Origin of the sequence: Winogradskyella sp. HaHa_3_26 (assembly GCF_019278425.1) — a bacterium.
Taxonomy (GTDB): domain Bacteria; phylum Bacteroidota; class Bacteroidia; order Flavobacteriales; family Flavobacteriaceae; genus Winogradskyella; species Winogradskyella undariae.
This window is the reverse complement of sequence record NZ_CP058981.1, coordinates 1,992,545-2,012,278: the sequence shown is the minus strand read 5'-3', so window position 1 is coordinate 2,012,278 and position 19,734 is coordinate 1,992,545. Positions and strand designations below refer to the sequence as shown.

At 31.2% G+C, this 19,734-nt stretch carries 14 protein-coding genes; 11 read left to right on the top strand and 3 right to left on the bottom strand.

What is annotated here, in order from left to right; translation table 11 throughout:
* The first annotated feature begins 224 nt into the window (after window positions 1-224).
* The gene (locus H0I32_RS08690; protein WP_246293622.1) at window positions 225-2,813 is read left to right on the top strand and encodes a carboxypeptidase-like regulatory domain-containing protein; all 2,589 of its coding nucleotides are present in this window, start codon (window positions 225-227) and stop codon (window positions 2,811-2,813) included.
* Between the two features lie 3 nt (window positions 2,814-2,816).
* Here the strand turns inward: H0I32_RS08690 and H0I32_RS08685 are convergent, their stop codons facing one another.
* On the bottom strand, window positions 2,817-3,020 hold the full coding sequence (locus H0I32_RS08685; RefSeq protein WP_411292368.1) for a helix-turn-helix transcriptional regulator: 204 nt from the start codon (window positions 3,018-3,020) through the stop codon (window positions 2,817-2,819).
* Window positions 3,021-3,108: 88 nt separating this feature from the next.
* Here H0I32_RS08685 and H0I32_RS08680 point away from each other — a divergent pair, with 88 nt between their 5' ends.
* Window positions 3,109-3,846 (top strand): GLPGLI family protein, encoded by a 738-nt coding sequence (locus H0I32_RS08680; RefSeq protein ID WP_179314111.1) that lies wholly within the window; start codon window positions 3,109-3,111, stop codon window positions 3,844-3,846.
* A gap of 3 nt (window positions 3,847-3,849) precedes the next feature.
* Window positions 3,850-6,519, top strand: a complete 2,670-nt coding sequence (locus H0I32_RS08675; RefSeq protein ID WP_179314112.1) for a carboxypeptidase-like regulatory domain-containing protein — start codon at window positions 3,850-3,852, stop codon at window positions 6,517-6,519.
* Window positions 6,520-6,555: 36 nt separating this feature from the next.
* Here H0I32_RS08675 and H0I32_RS08670 read toward each other — a convergent pair whose 3' ends face one another.
* Complete coding sequence (locus H0I32_RS08670) at window positions 6,556-7,455, bottom strand: helix-turn-helix transcriptional regulator (RefSeq protein ID WP_179314113.1); 900 nt, start codon at window positions 7,453-7,455, stop codon at window positions 6,556-6,558.
* A 208-nt stretch (window positions 7,456-7,663) separates the two neighbouring features.
* Here H0I32_RS08670 and hemA point away from each other — a divergent pair, with 208 nt between their 5' ends.
* From hemA to H0I32_RS08630, 8 genes are all read left to right on the top strand, one after another.
* Window positions 7,664-8,911, top strand: coding sequence for a glutamyl-tRNA reductase (gene hemA / locus H0I32_RS08665; protein WP_179314114.1), 1,248 nt, complete (start codon window positions 7,664-7,666; stop codon window positions 8,909-8,911).
* Entirely contained in the window at window positions 8,904-10,481 is a 1,578-nt protein-coding gene (gene hemC / locus H0I32_RS08660; RefSeq protein WP_179314115.1) for a hydroxymethylbilane synthase, read from the top strand. Before hemA ends, hemC begins: the two co-directional genes overlap by 8 nt.
* A gap of 58 nt (window positions 10,482-10,539) precedes the next feature.
* Window positions 10,540-12,291 (top strand): TrkH family potassium uptake protein, encoded by a 1,752-nt coding sequence (locus tag H0I32_RS08655; RefSeq protein WP_173587727.1) that lies wholly within the window; start codon window positions 10,540-10,542, stop codon window positions 12,289-12,291.
* Window positions 12,292-12,325: 34 nt separating this feature from the next.
* Complete coding sequence (locus tag H0I32_RS08650; RefSeq protein WP_173587726.1) at window positions 12,326-13,042, top strand: potassium channel family protein; 717 nt, start codon at window positions 12,326-12,328, stop codon at window positions 13,040-13,042.
* Window position 13,043: 1 nt separating this feature from the next.
* Window positions 13,044-14,072, top strand: a complete 1,029-nt coding sequence (hemE, locus tag H0I32_RS08645; protein ID WP_179314116.1) for a uroporphyrinogen decarboxylase — start codon at window positions 13,044-13,046, stop codon at window positions 14,070-14,072.
* Between the two features lie 72 nt (window positions 14,073-14,144).
* A complete protein-coding gene (locus H0I32_RS08640; protein ID WP_179314117.1) occupies window positions 14,145-14,930 on the top strand; it encodes an EI24 domain-containing protein in 786 nt (261 codons plus the stop codon).
* A gap of 689 nt (window positions 14,931-15,619) precedes the next feature.
* Window positions 15,620-16,522 carry an oxygen-dependent coproporphyrinogen oxidase gene (gene hemF, locus H0I32_RS18080; RefSeq protein ID WP_246293627.1) on the top strand — a complete coding sequence of 301 codons (903 nt, stop codon included), beginning with the start codon at window positions 15,620-15,622 and terminating at the stop codon, window positions 16,520-16,522.
* A gap of 17 nt (window positions 16,523-16,539) precedes the next feature.
* Window positions 16,540-16,926, top strand: a complete 387-nt coding sequence (locus H0I32_RS08630; protein WP_179314119.1) for a YchJ family protein — start codon at window positions 16,540-16,542, stop codon at window positions 16,924-16,926.
* A gap of 68 nt (window positions 16,927-16,994) precedes the next feature.
* Here the strand turns inward: H0I32_RS08630 and H0I32_RS08625 are convergent, their stop codons facing one another.
* Window positions 16,995-19,631 carry a DEAD/DEAH box helicase family protein gene (locus H0I32_RS08625; protein ID WP_246293623.1) on the bottom strand — a complete coding sequence of 879 codons (2,637 nt, stop codon included), beginning with the start codon at window positions 19,629-19,631 and terminating at the stop codon, window positions 16,995-16,997.
* Between the last annotated feature and the right edge of the window lie 103 nt (window positions 19,632-19,734).

Genomic DNA, 19,734 nt, shown 5'->3' with positions numbered 1-19,734 from the left:
AAGAAACTTTAACAATAAAACAATACGCTGACAGAAAATTTAACAATAATACACAGTTTAAAAGAATGGCAAGCAAACTCCCAAAAGGAGTACAAGTAACTCAAACAAAAGTTCCAAGAACAGGTTTCGAAATTAAATTTGAATGGGAAGAGAAAAAGAACTAATTCTATTAATTTTTTTATTTTTTAATGGTCTCATTTATTCCCAAACAATTATTTCAGGATTTGTTAAAGAAAAAAAATGGAAATTCAATTCCTTCAGCAAGTATTATTCTAAAAGATTCTCTTGGCTCTTCAACTATTGGATATACATTTTTAGATCAAAATGGAAACTATAAATTAACCACTAACCAATACGGTCATTTTAAACTTTCGTTTTCCTCCCTTGGCTATAAAACCAAAATCATTTCCATTACTATTTTAAAAAATCAAAGCCATCTTAACTTAGATATCGTTTTAGAAGAGCAACCCATAGATTTAAAAGAAGTAATTATCCATGCAGAAAAACCTATTTCTATCCTTAAAGACACCATCCTTTTTAAAACTAGATTCTTTACTAATGGCACAGAACAAACGGTAGAAGACCTATTAAAAAAAATTCCAGGATTAAATATAGATAGTAACGGCACAGTTAAAGTAGGCAATCAAGAAATTGAGAAACTTATGATTGATGGAGACGATCTTTTTGAGAAAGGCTATAAAATATTGTCAAAAAATATGCCTGCCTATCCTATAGAAGAGGTTGAGGTATTAAAACACTACTCAAACAATCGGTTACTAAAAGACATTGAAGAAAGCAATAAAGTAGCTCTAAATTTGAAGCTAAAAGAAGATGCTAAACGTATTTGGTTTGGTAATGCTGAACTAAGTATTGGTAATGATAGTTTCTACCAACTCAAAGGTAACCTTATGAATTTTGGCAAAAAAAATAAATACTATTTTTTAGCCAACGGCAACAGTGTTGGTTATGATACCACAGGAGATATTCAACAACTCATAAAGCCTTACCGTATTAATGAGCCGGCCAGTATTGGGGACAACCAACAGGTTAATAATTTACTACATTTATCTGCTGGTAGCTTAAATTTTAAACGTAGCAGAACCAATTTTAATAATGCAGAACTGGTTTCATTAAATGCTATATTTAATCCTACTGAGAAACTAAAAATAAAAACATTAGGCTTTTTTAATTGGGATGAAACCGATTTTTACAGAAATAAAATTGATAATATCAATGCAAACAACACCAACTTTACCAATACCGAAGACTATAATCTTAGAAACAAAAAAAGAATTGCATTTGGTAAGTTAGATTTAACTTACAACATCTCTAAAACCAAAATGCTAGAAGCGACCACAAAATTTAATAGTGGTAATTATAATGATGGCTCTAATTTAATCTTTAACGGGAATTCTACAATAGAAAATCTAAAGCATCAAAATACATTATTTGATCAAAAAATCAATTACACCAATAAATTTACAGATAAAAAAGTCTTTTTACTTACAGGTCGCTTTACTCAAGAAAAATCACCACAAAATTATAGTATCAACCAATTCTTTTATCAAGACTTATTCCCAGATGCAACTAATACAAACAACGTAAAACAACAAAGCACCAACCAAATGCAATTTGCAGGTGTAAGCGCACATTTATTAGATAGAAAACCTAATGGGAACTTATTAGAACTTCAATTTGGTAATGAATATCGAAAAGACAAATTAAATACTGAGTTTTCAATCTTAGAAAATGAAACTACTTTAGAACAACCCATAAATTACCAAAACAATACCACCTATACCGTTAATGATTTGTATGTAAAAAGCAAATACCGTTATAAAATAGGCGATTTTGGACTCACAGGAAAATTAAACATACATCAGCTTTTTAATCAATTAGAATTCAGCAATAGCTCAGAGAACCAAAACCCTTTCTTCCTTAACCCAAGTATAGGTTTGGATTGGAAAATAAATGATAAAAATAAAATTACTTCGTCGTATTCTTATAATACTACAAATGCAACAATTTTAAATGTATATAACAATTTTGTACTTACTGGCTTTAGATCGTTTTCTTCTGGCACTAGTAGTTTTAATCAATTAGATGCCTCTAGTGTTTCGTTTAATTATCAATTGGGTAATTGGAGCGATCGCTTTTTTGCAAATACATTTATTTTGTACAGTAAAAATCACGATTTCTTTTCTACGAATACAGAAATTCAACAAAATTTTACCCAATCGCGACAAATACTAATAAAAGACCGAGCGTTTATAAGTATAAATTCTAAATTCGATTATTATTTTAAGTTTATATCTTCTAATTTAAAACTAGATTTAGGCTACTCTAAAAGCGAATTTAAAAACATTGTAAATAATTCAGACCTAAGAACCATAATCTCTAATAATTATAATTACGGCATAGAATTACGTTCAGGTTTTAAAGGTGTCTTCAACTACCATATAGGTACAAAATGGACAACAAACGAAATAGAAACCACAATTAATAATACTTATTCTAACAATGAAAGTTTTTTAGACTTAACCTTTATTTTTAATGACAAATTTGATTTACAGTTACAATCTGAGCGTTATTATTTTGGAAATATACAAACAACGGATAACACGTATTATTTCTTAGATTTTAATGCCAGATATCAACTCCCAAAAAGTAAACTATCTTTGGGTTTAACCGGTAAAAACCTATTCAACACTAAAACCTACAGAACATTCTCAATAAGCGATATTGGCTCTTCTTCCACCGAATATAGGTTACTACCAAGACATGTGCTATTAAAACTAGAATATAGGTTCTAAAACCTAACTAGAAGCCGATATATACTTCTTAGGCGTCGTCCCAAATTTCTTCTTAAAAGCCGCAATAAAATGGCTTCCGGTGCTGTAACCCACTCGTAACCCAACTTCGTTAACATTATAATCACCAGATTCTAAAAGTTTACGTGCCACTTCCATTTTATAATCAAATAGAAAACTAAAAACCATAATGTTAGTGTTTTTTTTTATCTTTAAGGTATTCATATAGTTACAGATAAGCTTTGCAAATTAATCATATCTAAAGATTAAATACCTTTAGATTTTTTATAAAAAACACATGAAATATCTTAGAATACTAATAGTTTTTACCATCTTTTTTGGAACATGGGCTTTGAGCGCGCAATCTAATCTTTCTGGTATTGTAACTTACGAGTCTACTATAAATCAAAATAAAAAAGATGATTACTTTAAAAAAAGAGATTCATTAATCAAAGAAAAGAAAGGTGAGTTTATGGTAAAAAGCCTGGATGCTATTTTCTCAAATACAAAACCCATTGTGTCAAAAATTGTATTTAATAATGGTGAAGGTCTATATAAAGTAGAGAAAGATTTAAATTTAGACAATAGTGACATAGCGCAAGGGACAGCTAGAATAAGTGCAGGTGGCTCTAATGAGTATTACTATAATATTAAGAAAGACACATACTTAATAAAAAATTGTGTGATAGGTGAATGTTTTATATATCCAAACCCAGATTTAGAGTGGGAATTAACACAAGAAGCAAAAGAAATTAATGGCTACACAGTCTTTAAAGCCAAAAGAAGTGAAGGCAAAGTTACAGCTTGGTATGCACCAGCATTACCCTTAAATTTTGGACCAAAAGGCGAATATGGTTTACCTGGATTAATTTTAGAACTAGAACTGGGTAAAACAACCTTTAAGGCTACTAAAATAGAACTTAATCCCAAAAAAAAGATTAAAGTAAAAGCTCCAACGAAAGGAAAGGTTGTTACTTATGAAGAATATGAAAAAATTATAGAAAAAGCAAAACGCAGTGTCTTCGGTAACAATTAGTGGATGAAAATAAACTATATCATTTTATTCCTATTTTTTTCAACACAGTTATGGGGTCAAAAAATAACAATATCGGGTACCGTTAAAGATAGCCTTAATAATGTGGTTCCGTATGCTAATGTAATTGCTAAACCCAAAGACCTATCAAAAAACTTACAATTTTCTATAACGGATAATGAGGGATTGTACAAATTACAACTTACTAAAGGAGATACAGTAACAGTTAGAATTTCGTATTTAGGTTACAAGCCTATTAATTTTCAATTTATAGCCTCAAATGCGCTAAAAAAAGATTTTATTTTAGAGCCATCTTCAGAGGAGTTAGATGAAGTTGTTATAGAAATGCCCGTAACCGTGAGTGGTGATACCACTACCTACAAAACCGATAAATTTGTTGATGGCTCTGAGCGAAAATTAAGAAACGTACTCAAAAAACTACCTGGTGTAGAAGTAACCAAAGATGGTAGTGTGACCGTTTTAGGTAAAAAAATCACCCATATGCTAGTTGATGGAAAAAAATTTTTCGGTGGCAACTCTAAATTAGCCGTAAAAAACATTCCTGCAAATGCAATTGGAGATATAGAAGTCATTGATAATTATAATGAAATCGCCTTTTTAAAGGGTTTAACAGATTCTGATGAAATGGCTATGAATATTAAACTAAAAAAAGATAAAAACCGATTTACTTTTGGTGATATATCTGCTGGAATAGGCAATAACGATTTTTATAAAACAAGTGCAAACCTCTTTTATTATGCACCAAAAATCAATATAAATTTTATCGGTAATATTAATAATATAGGTGAGCAAACCATGTCCTTTAAAGATTATCTTAGTTTTTCTGGTGGTGTAAATGCTGTTTTTAAAGGTAATTTTAATTTCCGTGGAGGCGACTTTTCTCAATTTATGGACAATAAAGATGTCTTAACAAGCACGCAAAAATTTGGTGCTTTAAACATTACTAAAACAGTTTCCTCAAAATTAGATATTTCTGGTTATATAATTCTTTCAGATAGTGATACCAACAATTTTGTTGAGGATTTTAATGAATACACAACCTATACAGAAGAGAAAACCAATAAAACAAATGCTCAAAATTTATTAGGTATAACAAACCTTAATTTAGAATATGTGCCAAACGCATCAGAATGGTGGCATGCGAGAACCCAAATAAAAAGAACAAATACAACTAATAACGATAATTTAGCAACAATTGTCTCAAACAATACTAATAACATAAATACAAACAGAAATTTAACGGCTACTTTTTTAAACCAAAATGTAGAGTGGCACAAAAGAAAATCTAAACACCATACGTTTTCAGCTGTTATCAATTATGTATTCGATTCAACCGACAGAAATAACTTTTGGTCTACACAAGATCCAATTCTACAAGGATTAATTCCAACAGATAATAGTCAAGATTTAATACGTCTTAACCAAAATAGAGACACGGAACAGCAAAATTTTGATGGTATCTTTAAATATTACTGGGAAATTAACAAGAGTAACCACATATATACCACACTCGGCAATAAACTTTTAGCAGAGGATTTCCTTACTACAGACCAACAAATATTAGATAATGGTGATGAAAATAATTTTCAATCTGATGGTTTCAATAATAATCTAGATTTTAAATTAAACGATGCCTTTGTAGGAATACATTATAAATTTAGAACAGGTATTTTTACTTTTAAGCAAGGTGCCTTTTTACACAATTATAATTGGAACGTAAATCAACAAACTAAGATTCACAAAAATAAATGGATTGTGTTACCAGATTTTTTAGCTAAAATCGACTTTAATAAATCTAGAAAAATTCAACTGAATTACAACTTAAAAACAAGCTTCTCTGATGCTAGTCGTTTTGCAAACCAATTTTATTTACAATCTTATAATTCTGTTTTTAGAGGTAATGAAAATTTAGAAAACAACTTATTTCATTCGCTGAATATAAGATATAGTAGATTTAGCCTGTATAGAGGTTTAGTTCTATTTGCAAATCTTAGCTATAACAAGCAAATTAGAGGTGTAAAGAATACTGTTGTTTTTGATTCTTCCAATCCAAACGCCTCTCAACAAATTAATCAATTTATAAGTGCCAAACTATTTAATAACGCTTCTGAAGATTTTACGGCTAACATTCACTTAGAAAAAGATATTAAAAACATAAAATCTAAATTTAATGTAGGATACAACAAGTCAAACTTCAAACAAGAGGTAGATAATACTATTGAAACAAACAGAAATACAAGTTATAATTATGAATTGGGTTTAGAAACGCTCTTTGAAAAGTTTCCAACCATAGAAATCGGTTTAAAACAGGATATTAGTCGATTTACATCTAACAGTACAACTTCTAAATTTGTAACTACAGTACCTTTTTCAAAAATAGATTACTATTTTTTTGATGGTTTTATATTCAATTTTGAATACAGTAAAAACATTTATAACAACAAAGATTTAGCTCGAAAAAACGACTATCAAATTGCAAATACATCTTTATCATACAAAAGAGAGAATAGCGCTTGGTCTTTTAAAATCACGAGTCAAAACCTATTTAATGAAGAATTTAAACAAAGTAATAGTTTTTCTGATTATCTAATTTCAGATAGTAAGACTTATATTTTACCTCGCATTATTATGTTTAGCATTGGCTATAACTTGTAATTTGAGAAACTAAGTAATTTTTAATCATTTCGCTTTTCAACTAGAAGCCGTAATATACTTCTTAGGCGTAGTCCCAAATTTCTTTTTAAAAGCAGCTATAAAATGGCTTCCAGTGCTGTAACCCACTCGTAATCCCACTTCGTTAACATTATAATCGCCAGATTCTAAAAGTTTACGTGCTACTTCCATTTTATAATCGAATAGAAAACTAAAAACCGAGTCGCCATAAATCTGCTTAAAGCCTTCTTTTAATTTTTTAAGACTTAAACCAATTTCATCTGCTAACTCTTGTAACGTTGGTGGCTCTGACATATTAGCAATAATAATATCTTTTGCTTTTTTTAGTTTAGCAACATTAACCTCATCAACTAAAAACGGACATTGCTCAATATCTGCATCCTCGCTTCTATTAAAAAACAGACTTAATAATTCGTAAGCCTTACCTTTAAAATATAAAGGTTTAATAGAGTTATTAAGATTAAAACTAATTAACTGATTTAAAACCACAGCCATTGATGGAGAAATTTTTCCATCCTTATAATACTTTTTATCCTTATTATCATCCATTAAAAAAGTAACGTAATTGGTATCTTCAGAAAATAAACCATGAAACTTCTTAATAGAAATCACTAAAGACACCAACCAAGAATGCGGTTGTAATTCTAAATGAATAGGTAAATCGCGCTCAGGATTATAAAGTAATAAAGACGTTTCTTCATCAATATTTAAAGTATAACGCCCTTGGTTAAACACAAAAGCAGCAGTTCCTTTATTACAAAAATGAAACTGAATATAGCTGCTATCTATCTTCCGTTCAAGAATTTCTACAGTATCATTTTCATTTTTATGCGTTAAAACAAAAAAGCCTTCTTCTAGATATGTTTCTTCAAAAGTACCTTTAGCGATACTTTTTAAGTCCTTTTTTTCTGAATTCATTTTACTATTATTTAGATTTGTTCTAAACAAGAAGCTCGAAAGCTCTTAATTATATACAAAAGTATGATTTTTATCATCTTTTTGATAAAAACGAGGCTAAAAAACCACAAGCGATACTAAAAGTTCTCCTAGCGTTGTTTTTTTAAAAATATCGAAATTACATTTGCGCCGTTACTTTCCAAAGTCAGGTAAACGAGCGAACGTCACAATGCAACATAAAAGTAAATATTTTTACGCTATAGGTCTCAGCTATAAAAAAGCTGATGCGGAAGTGCGTGGTCATTTTAGTCTTAGCGATACCGCTAAAGAAAACGTATTGACCCAAGCCAAAGAAAACGGTATAGAAAGCCTAGTGGTAATTTCTACATGTAATCGTACGGAATTGTATGGTTTTGCAGAACATCCATTTCAGCTGATTCATTTATTATGTGAAAACACTAAAGGAACTGTAGAAGAGTTTCAAGAAGTCGCTTACGTACATAAAAATAAAGAAGCCATTAACCACATGTTTCGTGTAGGTTCTGGTTTAGATAGTCAGATTTTAGGTGATTTTGAAATTATCTTTCAACTTAAAGCTGGTGCAAGAGCTTCTAAAAAATTCAACTTACTTAATTCATTTACCGAACGTTTAGTAAATTCGGTAATTAGAGCAAGTAAGCGTATTAAAAACGAAACGTTGTTATCTTCGGGTGCAACATCTGTTTCTTTTGCTTCTGTTCAGTATATAATGAATAATGTAGAAAATATTTCAAAAAAGAATATTCTACTCTTCGGAACAGGTAAAATAGGAAGAAATACATGTGAAAACTTAGTGAAACACACTAAAAACTCTCACATCACCTTAATCAATAGAACCAAAGGTAAAGCAGAAGAAGTTGCAGGTAAATTTAATCTTGTAGTAAAAGATTACGATAATTTAGCCGAAGAATTAAACGCTTCAGATATTGCCATTGTTGCAACAGGTGCTCACAGCCCAACGGTTTATAAAGATTTAATTTCGACTACAAAACCTTTATTAGTTTTAGATTTATCTATTCCAAAAAATGTGAATGAAGATATTAGAGAACATTCTAATATTACGCTTGTACATTTAGATGATTTAGCTAAAATTACGGATGATACTTTAGAAAAACGTAAAGCATTTATTCCTGAAGCTGAAGGTATAATTGTAGAAATTACAGCCGAATTTAATGCTTGGTTAGATACCTTAAAATTTGTACCGACCATTCAGGCTATAAAACATAAGTTGACAGATTATAAAAATTCTGAACTCAACAACCAACGCAAAAAAATAGCTGATTTTAATGAAGATCAGGCCGAATTGATTAGTAATAATATTATTCAAAAAATTACCAATCAATTTGCACACCACTTAAGAGAAGATAGTGACTCTTCTGATGAAAGCATAGAGCTCATCAAAAAAATATTCCAGTTAGAAACTACAGATAATGTCTAAAATTATTCGCATTGGCACACGCGACAGCCAGCTCGCTATGTGGCAAGCAAAAACCGTTCAATCTCAACTTGAAAGATTGGGTCACAAAACCGTACTTGTACCTATAAAATCTACCGGAGACTTAGTTCTAGATAAACCCTTATACGAAATGGGAATTACTGGAGTTTTTACTAAGACTTTAGATGTTGCTATGCTGAAAGGCGCCATTGATATTGCAGTTCACTCATTAAAAGACGTACCAACTGTTTTACCAAAAGGTATTATACAAGCTGCTGTTTTAAAACGTGGAAATGTTAATGACACTCTAGTTATTAAAAAAAATGAAGAGTTTTTATCTGCTAGAAATGCCATTATTGCTACAGGAAGTTTAAGACGTCGTGCACAATGGCTAAACCGTTACCCAACGCACACTATAGTTGGTCTACGTGGTAATGTAAATTCACGATTAGAAAAATTAGACGAGAACGAAGATTGGGATGCTGCTATTTTTGCAGGGGCTGGTTTAGGACGTCTAAATCTTACACCCGAAGATGCTATTAATCTACATTGGATGATTCCTGCACCAGCACAAGGAGCCGTAATGATTACAGCATTAGAAGCAGATGAAGAAACACGTGCTATTTGTGCCGAAATTAATCACGAAGAAACAGAAATAAGCACATCAATTGAGCGCGAGTTTTTAAATCGTCTTGAAGGCGGTTGTTCTGCACCAATCGGAGCTTTAGCTTACATTAAAGACGAAGAGGTTAATTTTAAAGCTATTCTTTTAAGTACAGATGGTTCTAAAAAGATCGAAGTTTCTAAAGTTGTCCCTCTTGGTAGTCATCATAATTTAGCAGAATTCTGTGCTGATTATGTTATTGGTAAAGGAGGGAAAATTTTGATAGACGAATTAGGTCAAGGTGATAAAGTCACTAATATTTATTCAACTAAGAAATTAACAAAAGATCAGGTTGCTAAGTTCCATGGGGATGTTGTACCTGTAAGTAACGATGATATAAAAACGAATCCTAACCGATTAAATAAAAATATCGTTCGTAATGAGATTGAAAATGTCATTATCACAAGTCAGAATGCTGTAGAAGCTTTACTAACTAACTTCTCTGCTATAGAATTACAATTCAAAAACATATATTGTGTTGGTAGACGTACTAAACGTTTAGTAGAAAAACGCATAGGTAAAGTAAAGCACCATGAATCTTATGCTAAAAATTTAGCTGAACATATGGCTGAATTTATGGATGGTACAGAAGTAACTTATTTTTGTAGTAACTTAAGGTTAGATACAATTCCAGACATTTTATCTAAAAACAATATTAAAGTTAACGAAGTTGAAGCTTACGAAACAAAACTAGACGCTAAAAAAATTGAAGAAGATTTAGATGGTGTTATGTTTTACAGCCCATCTACAGTTCAAAGTTTCTTACAATTAAACGAAGCAAAAGGAATTGCGTTTTGTATTGGAGAAACAACAGCTACAGAAGCTAAAAAGCACTTTAAAGAAGTACGCGTAGCAAAAGTTCCTTTAGTAGAAAGTGTTGTAGAATTAGTTAATGAATACTATAGTTAATAGTAAATTTACACCTATTTTAAAAATAGGTGTTTTAAAATAAACCATAGTGATTTAAATGTCAAAGCTAGAAAGACAATCTGTCCTCAATTACATTTATCGTTTTTTCGATATTATTGTATTGTTCTTTATTGTCTTTGATTTTGGTTATGATCATACTGATAATTTTACATCACCACATGTCTTTGGCTTAATTGCTTTATCAGTCTTATTAATCATTTTTAATGCTGTTAAACTTTATGCTTATAAGTATAAAAAAAACCAAAGAGTTGCACTTGTTAATATTGTTATCATCTCAATATTACTATTAGCTTCTGGTTTTTTAGCAATTACGCATAGACATAACGATTATCATTATATTTTACAAAAAATAAAGCCAATATTAGAATTAGGTCTTGTTTTATACTTCTTACTTAGACTGCTAGTTTTTGTACGTTACATTTATGAAAAGTATTTTAATCCTGCCATCGTATTTGTAGGAAGCTTTTTTATACTAGCCATCTTAGGTGCTTTTTTATTAATGCTACCAAGTGCAACTACAAATGGTATAAGCTTTACAAATGCTTTATTTACAGCCACAAGCTCTGTTTGTGTAACAGGCCTAGCGGTATTAGATACCAGTAAAGACTTTACTATTGTAGGACAATCTATTATCCTAGTTCTAATACAATTAGGCGGTTTAGGTATTTTAACATTCACCTCTTTTTTCGCCTTCTTTTTTAGAGGAAGTTCATCCTTTAAAGAAGGTTTAAATACGCGAGATTTTATTGCTCAAGATGGCCTTAAAGATGTTTTTCGTGCGGCACTAAATGTGGTAATTTTCACAATGTCTTTAGAAATGATTGGAGCCATATTTATTTATTCTTCAGTTATAGATAACACCGTTATTAAAGATAGAATTTTCTTCTCAGTTTTTCACTCTATATCTGCTTTTTGTAACGCTGGATTTTCCATTTTACCATCCGGATTATTTGAAAAAAGCATCCGTTTTAACTATAGTTTTCAATGGATAATTATGATGCTTGTTATTTTTGGTGGATTAGGTCATAATATTATTTTCAACTACTATAAGAAAATTAAAATCTTCTTCTTAGAATTATTTGATCCTGAAGGTGTACATAAACGAATAAGCATCATTACACTAAACACAAAGATCGTTATATACACTACAGTAATATTATTATTTTTAGGTTGGGTTGTATTCTTTATTTCAGAATACAACAACACTATGTTAGAGCACACAACTTTAATAGGTAAATTAACAAACGCAGCCTTTAACTCGGTAAGTCCAAGAACAGCCGGTTTTAATGTTATTGATTATAGCCAAATGACTGTTCCATCATTGTTGTTTGTGATATTTTTAATGTGGATTGGAGCATCACCAGCATCTACAGGTGGTGGTATAAAAACAAGTACATTTGCATTAGCAACACTAAATATTTTCACCGTTGCAAGAGGTAAAACACGTATTGAGATTTTTGGAAAAAGAATATCATCACAATCCACCTCAAGAGCGTTTGCTATTTTAAGTATTTCACTTATAGTTATTGGCTTAGCAATAATGGCATTGTTGGTATTTGAACCTAAAAACACACCTATATTAAATATTGTTTTTGAATGTTTTTCTGCCTTTAGCACCGTTGGCTTAAGTTTAAATTTTACACCAACTTTAAGTGAGGCTAGTAAATATGTTATCATTTTAATCATGTTTATTGGTCGTATAGGAATGCTCAACTTAATGATTGGTTTATTAAAACAAATAAACCATCAGTTTTACGAGTATCCTAAAGAGAATATTTTAATTAACTAAGGTTATTTTACAAAGCATATAAATTTTTATAAAGATGAAAGTAATCGTTATCGGACTCGGAAATTTTGGGAATGCACTCGCATTAAGTCTTACAGAAACAGGTAATGAAGTCATTGCCATAGACAGAGATATGGAGAAAATAAATTTGTTAAAAGATTTAGTTTCTCACACCATCTGTATGGACTCTACAAACGAATTAGCTTATGATGCTGTACCATTAAAAGACGCAGATAAAGTGGTCGTTGCTATTGGTGAAAATGAAGGTGCTGCCATAATTACAACAGCTATCCTTAAAAAACTAAGCGATGTAAAGATTATTAGCCGTGCCATATCTCCTATTCACGATACCGTTTTAGAAGCGATGGGAGTGAATAGTATTGTTCACCCAGAACAAGATTCCGCAAGACGATTAACTCAACAAATTAACTTTAAATCTACTTTAGAAAACTATCAATTAGATAATAATTTCACCATTTCTGAAGTAAAAGCTAAAAAAGATTTCTTCAATAAATCTTTAAAAGAACTTGATACAACAAACAAGTTTAAACTGACATTAATTACCATTATTCGTGAAAAAGAAATTCATAATATAATAGGTAAAAAACATATAATTAAAGAAAGTATAGGTCGAATCAATTCAGAAACCGTAGTACAAGAACATGATACTTTAGTCGTTTACGGAAACAACAAAGACATAGAGAATTATTGCGCAGGACAAGAAGAATACGATTTGAGAAATAAAAATATATAACATGATTAAGAACGATTTATTTTTAAGAGCATTAAAAGGGGAAACAGTAGAACGTCCACCAGTATGGATGATGCGTCAAGCAGGACGTTATTTACCAGAGTTCATGGAAATTAAAGCGAAGTATGATTTTTTTACACGCTGCCAAACACCTGAATTAGCAAGTGAAATTACCGTACAACCTATTCGTCGTTATGGTATGGATGCTGCTATTTTATTTTCAGATATTTTAGTAATTCCACAAGCTATGAATATCGAAGTGGAAATGAAACCAAATTTTGGTCCTTATTTACCAAACCCTATTCGTTCTCAAAAAGATGTCGATAATGTTATTGTTCCTGATGTAAAAGTAGCTCTAAACTATGTTTATGAAGCTGTAAAAGCTACCAAGGAAAAATTGAATGATGAGATTCCTTTAATTGGTTTTGCAGGTTCTCCATGGACAATCCTCTGTTATTGTGTGCAAGGACAAGGTTCTAAAAACTTTGATAAAGCCAAAGAATTTTGTTTTACAAGTCCTATAGCTGCTCACGGTTTATTACAGAAAATCACAGACACAACCATTGCTTATCTTAAAGAAAAAGTAAAAGCTGGTTGTAATGCTGTACAAGTATTCGATTCTTGGGGAGGTATGTTATCTCCAGTAGATTATCAAGAATTTTCTTGGCAATATATGCAACAAATCATTGACGCTTTAAAAGACGATGCTCCGGTAATTGCTTTTGGAAAAGGATGTTGGTTTGCTTTAGATACTATGGCAAAATCTGGTGCTTCTGCTTTAGGAGTAGATTGGACATGTTCTCCTAAAAACGCACGTTACCTAACAGGGGGAAACATTACTTTACAAGGTAATTTTGATCCAACACGTTTATTTTCGCCACCAGCGGAAATTAAAAAGATGGTAACACAAATGATTAACGATTTCGGAAAAGATAAATACATCGTTAATTTAGGACACGGTATTTTACCAAACATTCCATTAGAAAATGCAAAAGCATTTATTGACGCGGTTAAGGAATATAAAGCAGAATAAGTAAATCTTCAATTATTGTAACTTACAATACGTTTTAACGTCTTTTAAGTGTAGTTAACTAAAAACAATAATATGATCAATAATATATTAAAAGGTATAAAAGCCTATTCTGGATCATTTGCTTTAATTTCAAAATTAAAACTTTGGAAATATTTTGCAATTCCTGTGCTTATTAGCATTATTACCGCCACTATTATCGGATTGATGTCTTATGGCCTTTCGGATAATATGGGGCGCTTTATAGCTAAAGCCTGGACTTGGGAATGGGGCAAAGGAACCTTTACAACCATTTCTACCTTTATAGGTGCTATTATGATTGTGGCTATAGGCTTAATTCTATACAAACACATCATTATGGCATTGTCTGCGCCTTTTATGAGTCCAGTTTCTGAAAAGATTGAAGAACACATAACCGGAATTGACAGACATAACCATAGAAAAACCTCTTTCCAAGAGCAATTATGGAGAGGTATACGAATCAATGTTAGAAATTTAGGAAAAGAGTTACTTGTAACTATACCCATTTTATTCTTAAACTTTATTCCTTTAATAGGAAGTATTGCTGCTACAGTTATTTTGTTTTTAGTACAGGCTTATTATGCCGGCTTTGGTAACATGGATTATACTTTAGAGCGCCATTTTAAATATAAAGAAAGTCTACAATTTGTAAGAAAGTATCGTGGTGTTGCTATAGGTAATGGCATTGTGTTTATGCTATTTTTATTCATTCCGTTTATTGGTGTTATTATCGTTTTACCCTTAAGTGTTACGGCTGCATCTTTAAAAACAGTAAATCTTTTAAAGGAAGAAAACCTTTTAAATAAAAAGCTTTCTAACTTAGAGAAACTGAAAGCTTAAATTACTTAAGATCTAGTAGGTTTAAAAGCTTATAAATAACAAAATAAGACCTCGCAGGTTTTAAAAACCTAGCAGGTCTACCCAATCTTTATAAAAAAACGCTGTATTTTAACAAAATGGAATTACTAATAAAAGAGAATTACTATCATATTTATAATCGTGGAATTAATAGAGAAACTATTTTTCAAGATGAGAAGAATATGACTTATTTTCTAAAATTAGTTGAAAAGTATATAATCCCAAAAGCTAATATTTTAGCCTATTGCCTACTTAACAATCATTTTCATTTTATCATTGAAGTAACTTCAGAAACTAAAGAAGTTAATCAAGCATTTTCAAATTTATTTAATGCTTATACAAAAGCTTATAATAAGCAAAACTCAAGAACGGGAGCCTTACTAGAACGCCCTTTTAAAAGGAAAGTTATCAAAGAGGAAAGTTATTTAAAACAACTCATTTTATACATTCATAAAAACCCAGAAAAGCATAATATTGTTAAAGATTTTAAAGCTTATGAGTTTTCTTCGTTTCAATCTTACATATCTAGAGAAGAAACCCTTATCAGTAATAAAAAAAACTACATCATAGAACTTTTTGATGATTTAGAAAACTTCAGCGCAACTCATAATAATAACATATCGATAGAATTAAATATGGAATACGATGATTCTAGACCTGCTAGGTCTTCAATGAAAGATAAATTCTTCAAATACATCCACCAATTACAAGATACCATCACCTCTAAATTAGAAGAAGTCGATGGTAAAGTTAAATTTCAAGAAGATATTTGGGAACGTCCAGAAGGTGGCGGTGGAAGAACACGTGTTATAGAAAATGGTGCTGTTTTTGAAAAAGGAGGTGTTAATATTTCTGGTGTTCATGGTAAATTACCAGACAGTATGCAGAAGTATTTTGGCGTGGAAGATGCTGATTTTTTTGCCTGCGGATTAAGTTTAGTCTTACACCCCACTAATCCAATGGTTCCAACAGTACATGCGAATTGGCGTTATTTTGAAATGTATGATAAAGAAGGTAACATCGTAGATCAATGGTTTGGTGGCGGACAAGATTTAACGCCTTATTATTTGTTTGAAGAGGATGCTAAACATTTTCACCAAACATGCAAAACAGCTTGCGATAAACACAACCCTGAGTTTTACCCAAAATATAAAGCACGTTGTGATGAATATTTCCATAATGCACACCGAAATGAAGGGCGTGGTATTGGTGGATTATTCTTTGATTATTGCAAATCTACCGATGAAATGGACATGCAAAACTGGTACAATTTTGTAACCGAAGTAGGCGATAGTTTCTTAGAAGCTTATGTACCAATTGTTGAAAAACGAAAAGCTTTAGAATACACCAAACCTCAGCGAAATTGGCAAGAAATACGTCGTGGTCGTTATGTAGAATTTAATTTAGTACATGATAAAGGCACACTATTTGGATTAAAAACCAATGGACGCATAGAAAGTATTCTTATGAGTTTACCACCACATGTGCAATGGGTTTATGATCATAACCCAGAATCTGGAAGTGAAGAAGAAAAATTAATTAAGGTGCTACAAAACCCTATAGATTGGGTTTGAATTAAATATATTTAATTATGAACTGCCATTGCGGAAACAAAAAAATCTACCAAGAATGCTGTGAAATTTTTCATTTAAACAATGGAAAAACAGACACCGCAAAACAACTTATGCGTTCTCGATATAGCGCATTTGTTTTAGCTGATGGCGACTATTTAATGGCAACACACCATAAATCTACACGACCAATAAAAGAGAAAAAAGCCATTGTAAAATGGGCTAAATCGGTACAATGGATTAGATTGGAAGTCTTAGAAACTATCAAAGGATCGGAAAAGGATACAGAAGGCACCGTAACTTTTAATGCTTATTTCTTTGAAAATGGAAAAGTAGATGTTATACACGAAATATCAGCTTTTGTAAAAGAGAATGATCAATGGTTTTATTTAGGTTTAAGTCAGTAAACAAGTTAAACCTTTGCTGATTTCAAAAATACTAACAGATCTATTATTTGAGTCTACACCTTAATAAACTATTTCCAAACCATAACTTCCTTAGTCACTTCTTTAAAAGCATTATACACATGATATAATCTTGCTTTTAACAATAACTTTCTCCCCTCTACACTTCTTGTAAATAAGAGTTTTGTTTTTCCTAAATAAGTATTCCAATGCTTTTGAAACACCAAAGCATTTCCCTTTTTATCACCAAATAATTCAGGAACAGGATAAAAATTCTCTACGTCAAAACGCTTTCGTAATACGTTAGTTTTAATAATTAAATATCTAGGCGATTCAATTGGTTCTAAAAGTTGACTTAATGCTTTAGTAAACAAGGAATTTTCAAGGGCATTAGCACCAACCAAATTGCAAACTACATCTCCTTTTCCTAATAGATAAGAATTTACACTAATAGCGTCTCTATTAGACGTTAAATAACCAAGTTCGTGCAATGTATCTAAAATTGCTAATCCCATTTTACCTATCTTTTTATAAAGATAACCATGCCGTATATACAGTTTTAAAGCTTTATAAAACTTGTAACCAAACCCAAAAACAAAGGCTGCTAAAAATGTATAAATAAAATAGTAAAAACCACGTTGCAGAATGAGATGGAAACTTTCCACAACAAATTCAACATAAAAGAGCAACACCGTGAAAAATAATTCGACTACAAAAAACCGAAGCACATCAAAATAATAGATTTGCTTTTGTGCCTGAAAAGGGCGGTTTCCAGAATGTAAAACCTTAACCTCTTTGGTTAACTTTGTCCCTTTACCAATAGCATTATTCCATTTTTCGGTAACTAAAACACGTTTCTTAGCGTGGTTTAAAGTGGCTATATTTAAAGTTTCAATAGTATCTACGGGAATTTCATCAGGAATATCTAAACGTTCAAAACCATTTGAAATAAACGGAATGGTACTATTAGTAACCCCTACAAAAGCTTCAAAACGACGTTTTAGTGTATCTACTTCTTTTCCGCCATCTAAAACTGTAGGATCTACACAAGCCAAATGCCAAATATTTCCGGTTTTATTAGGCTGATTTGCATCTTTCCGAATGGCTCGACCACGCATTTGATTAGAAGACACAAACGAACCTATAAAAGAAGCCAGAATTAAGCTATTTATTGAAGGTGCATCCCAACCCTCTCCTAATAAAGATTTTGTACCAATGAGGACTTTAATGTATCCGGCTTCAAAAAGTTGCGTAATGAGGCTTACTATAGAAGTATTTGACTTCCCTTTAGCACTAACCAATAAAAACGAAGCGTCTGTTTGTAATGGCAAAAAGCTAAAACTATCTAAAGCTTCAATCGTTTCAAACACCTCTAAAATAGACTGATGTATAATAACAATGCTTCCAGAAAGTACTGCTAATTCCTCTGGCTTTTGACAATAATGCCTTACATATTGAAAAATAGGAAGCACTCCAATTTTGTTAATATCCTTTATACCTTCATCTGTAACATTTAAAAACTCTTTCCGAATGTAATCTGTAAGAATAACACATCGTAAATCAGCTTTTAAACTTACCCGTTCTGCGTTAACAATACTCACAATACTTTTAAGTTTACTAGGACTGTTAGAAAGGGATTTATACAATAATTGTTCACCTATAAAATCTATCGATTTTTTTTCAAAAACATGAAGTCGTCGTAATTTTTTTTCTAATTTTAAAAGGTATTCTTCCTGCTTAATAAGTTGCTCTCTATCAGAAACTAACAAATATTTAAACAAAATACCAAGCCAATGCAAATCGAGTTCAGGAAACTGAATTATTTCTTGTTTACCAAACCCTAAAACTTCTAATTTTTGATGGTCAATACCAAAACCGCAAGCGTATAAAAAAATAAGAATTGAAGAAAAATATTCGGTGTTAGTATAGAGTTCTTCTAGGTGCCAATTTGGGTTTTTATAAAAACGGTGATGTGTTAAAAAGGAAATAAAATCTTCATCCTTTAATAATTCATCTTTAAAATTAGCAATATCTCTTCGGTAATCTACAATAAAATTGATCTCTAAATCTTCAGGTTTTGAGAAATACACAAAATCCTGATGGGGACTTAAATCTTTTTCGCGCACTAAATCTGGAACCGCAATTTCATCATCAACTTCACCACAAAGAGTAAAATATTTAGAAACCTCTGCCCTACTACTATCATAAGGAGGCGTAGCCGTAAGTGCCACAATATAGAAATCAGAATTCTTTTTTAAATCCATTAAACAAGTCCACCACGCATTTTTTAAATGGTGTGCTTCGTCTAAAACAATGGTTTCAATCTGATGTTTTTTAAAAAATTTATAATAGTCTTCTTTATCCTCAAATGTCTTATAAAAGGCATGAAGGGACTGGTAGGTAGAGAAAGTAATGTCGCTAGGCGCTTTTAAATCGAAAGAAAAAACTTCAAAATTAGCAGTTTTCGTAAAAAAAGACTGCAATCTGTTTTCCCATTGGTTCCTAATAGTCAATGTTGGCGCTAAGACTAAAGTTTTCTTTCCAAGCCTCCTAATGATCTCTAATCCTAAGATGGTTTTTCCAGAACCGGGAGGTGCAATAACATGAAAATGGTGATCTGCTATATGACTATTAAAATCTTTTAAAAGTTCTGCCTGATAGCTTCGCCAAGGATAAATAAATTGTAAAAGTCTTAAGCTTTCTAGCAATATAAAATGGGTTATAATGAGTAACTTTGTAGGCATTAAAAGTAATCATAAAACTTAAACTAAAAACCTGTCTGGTTTTTAAAACCAAACTGGTCTATAAAAA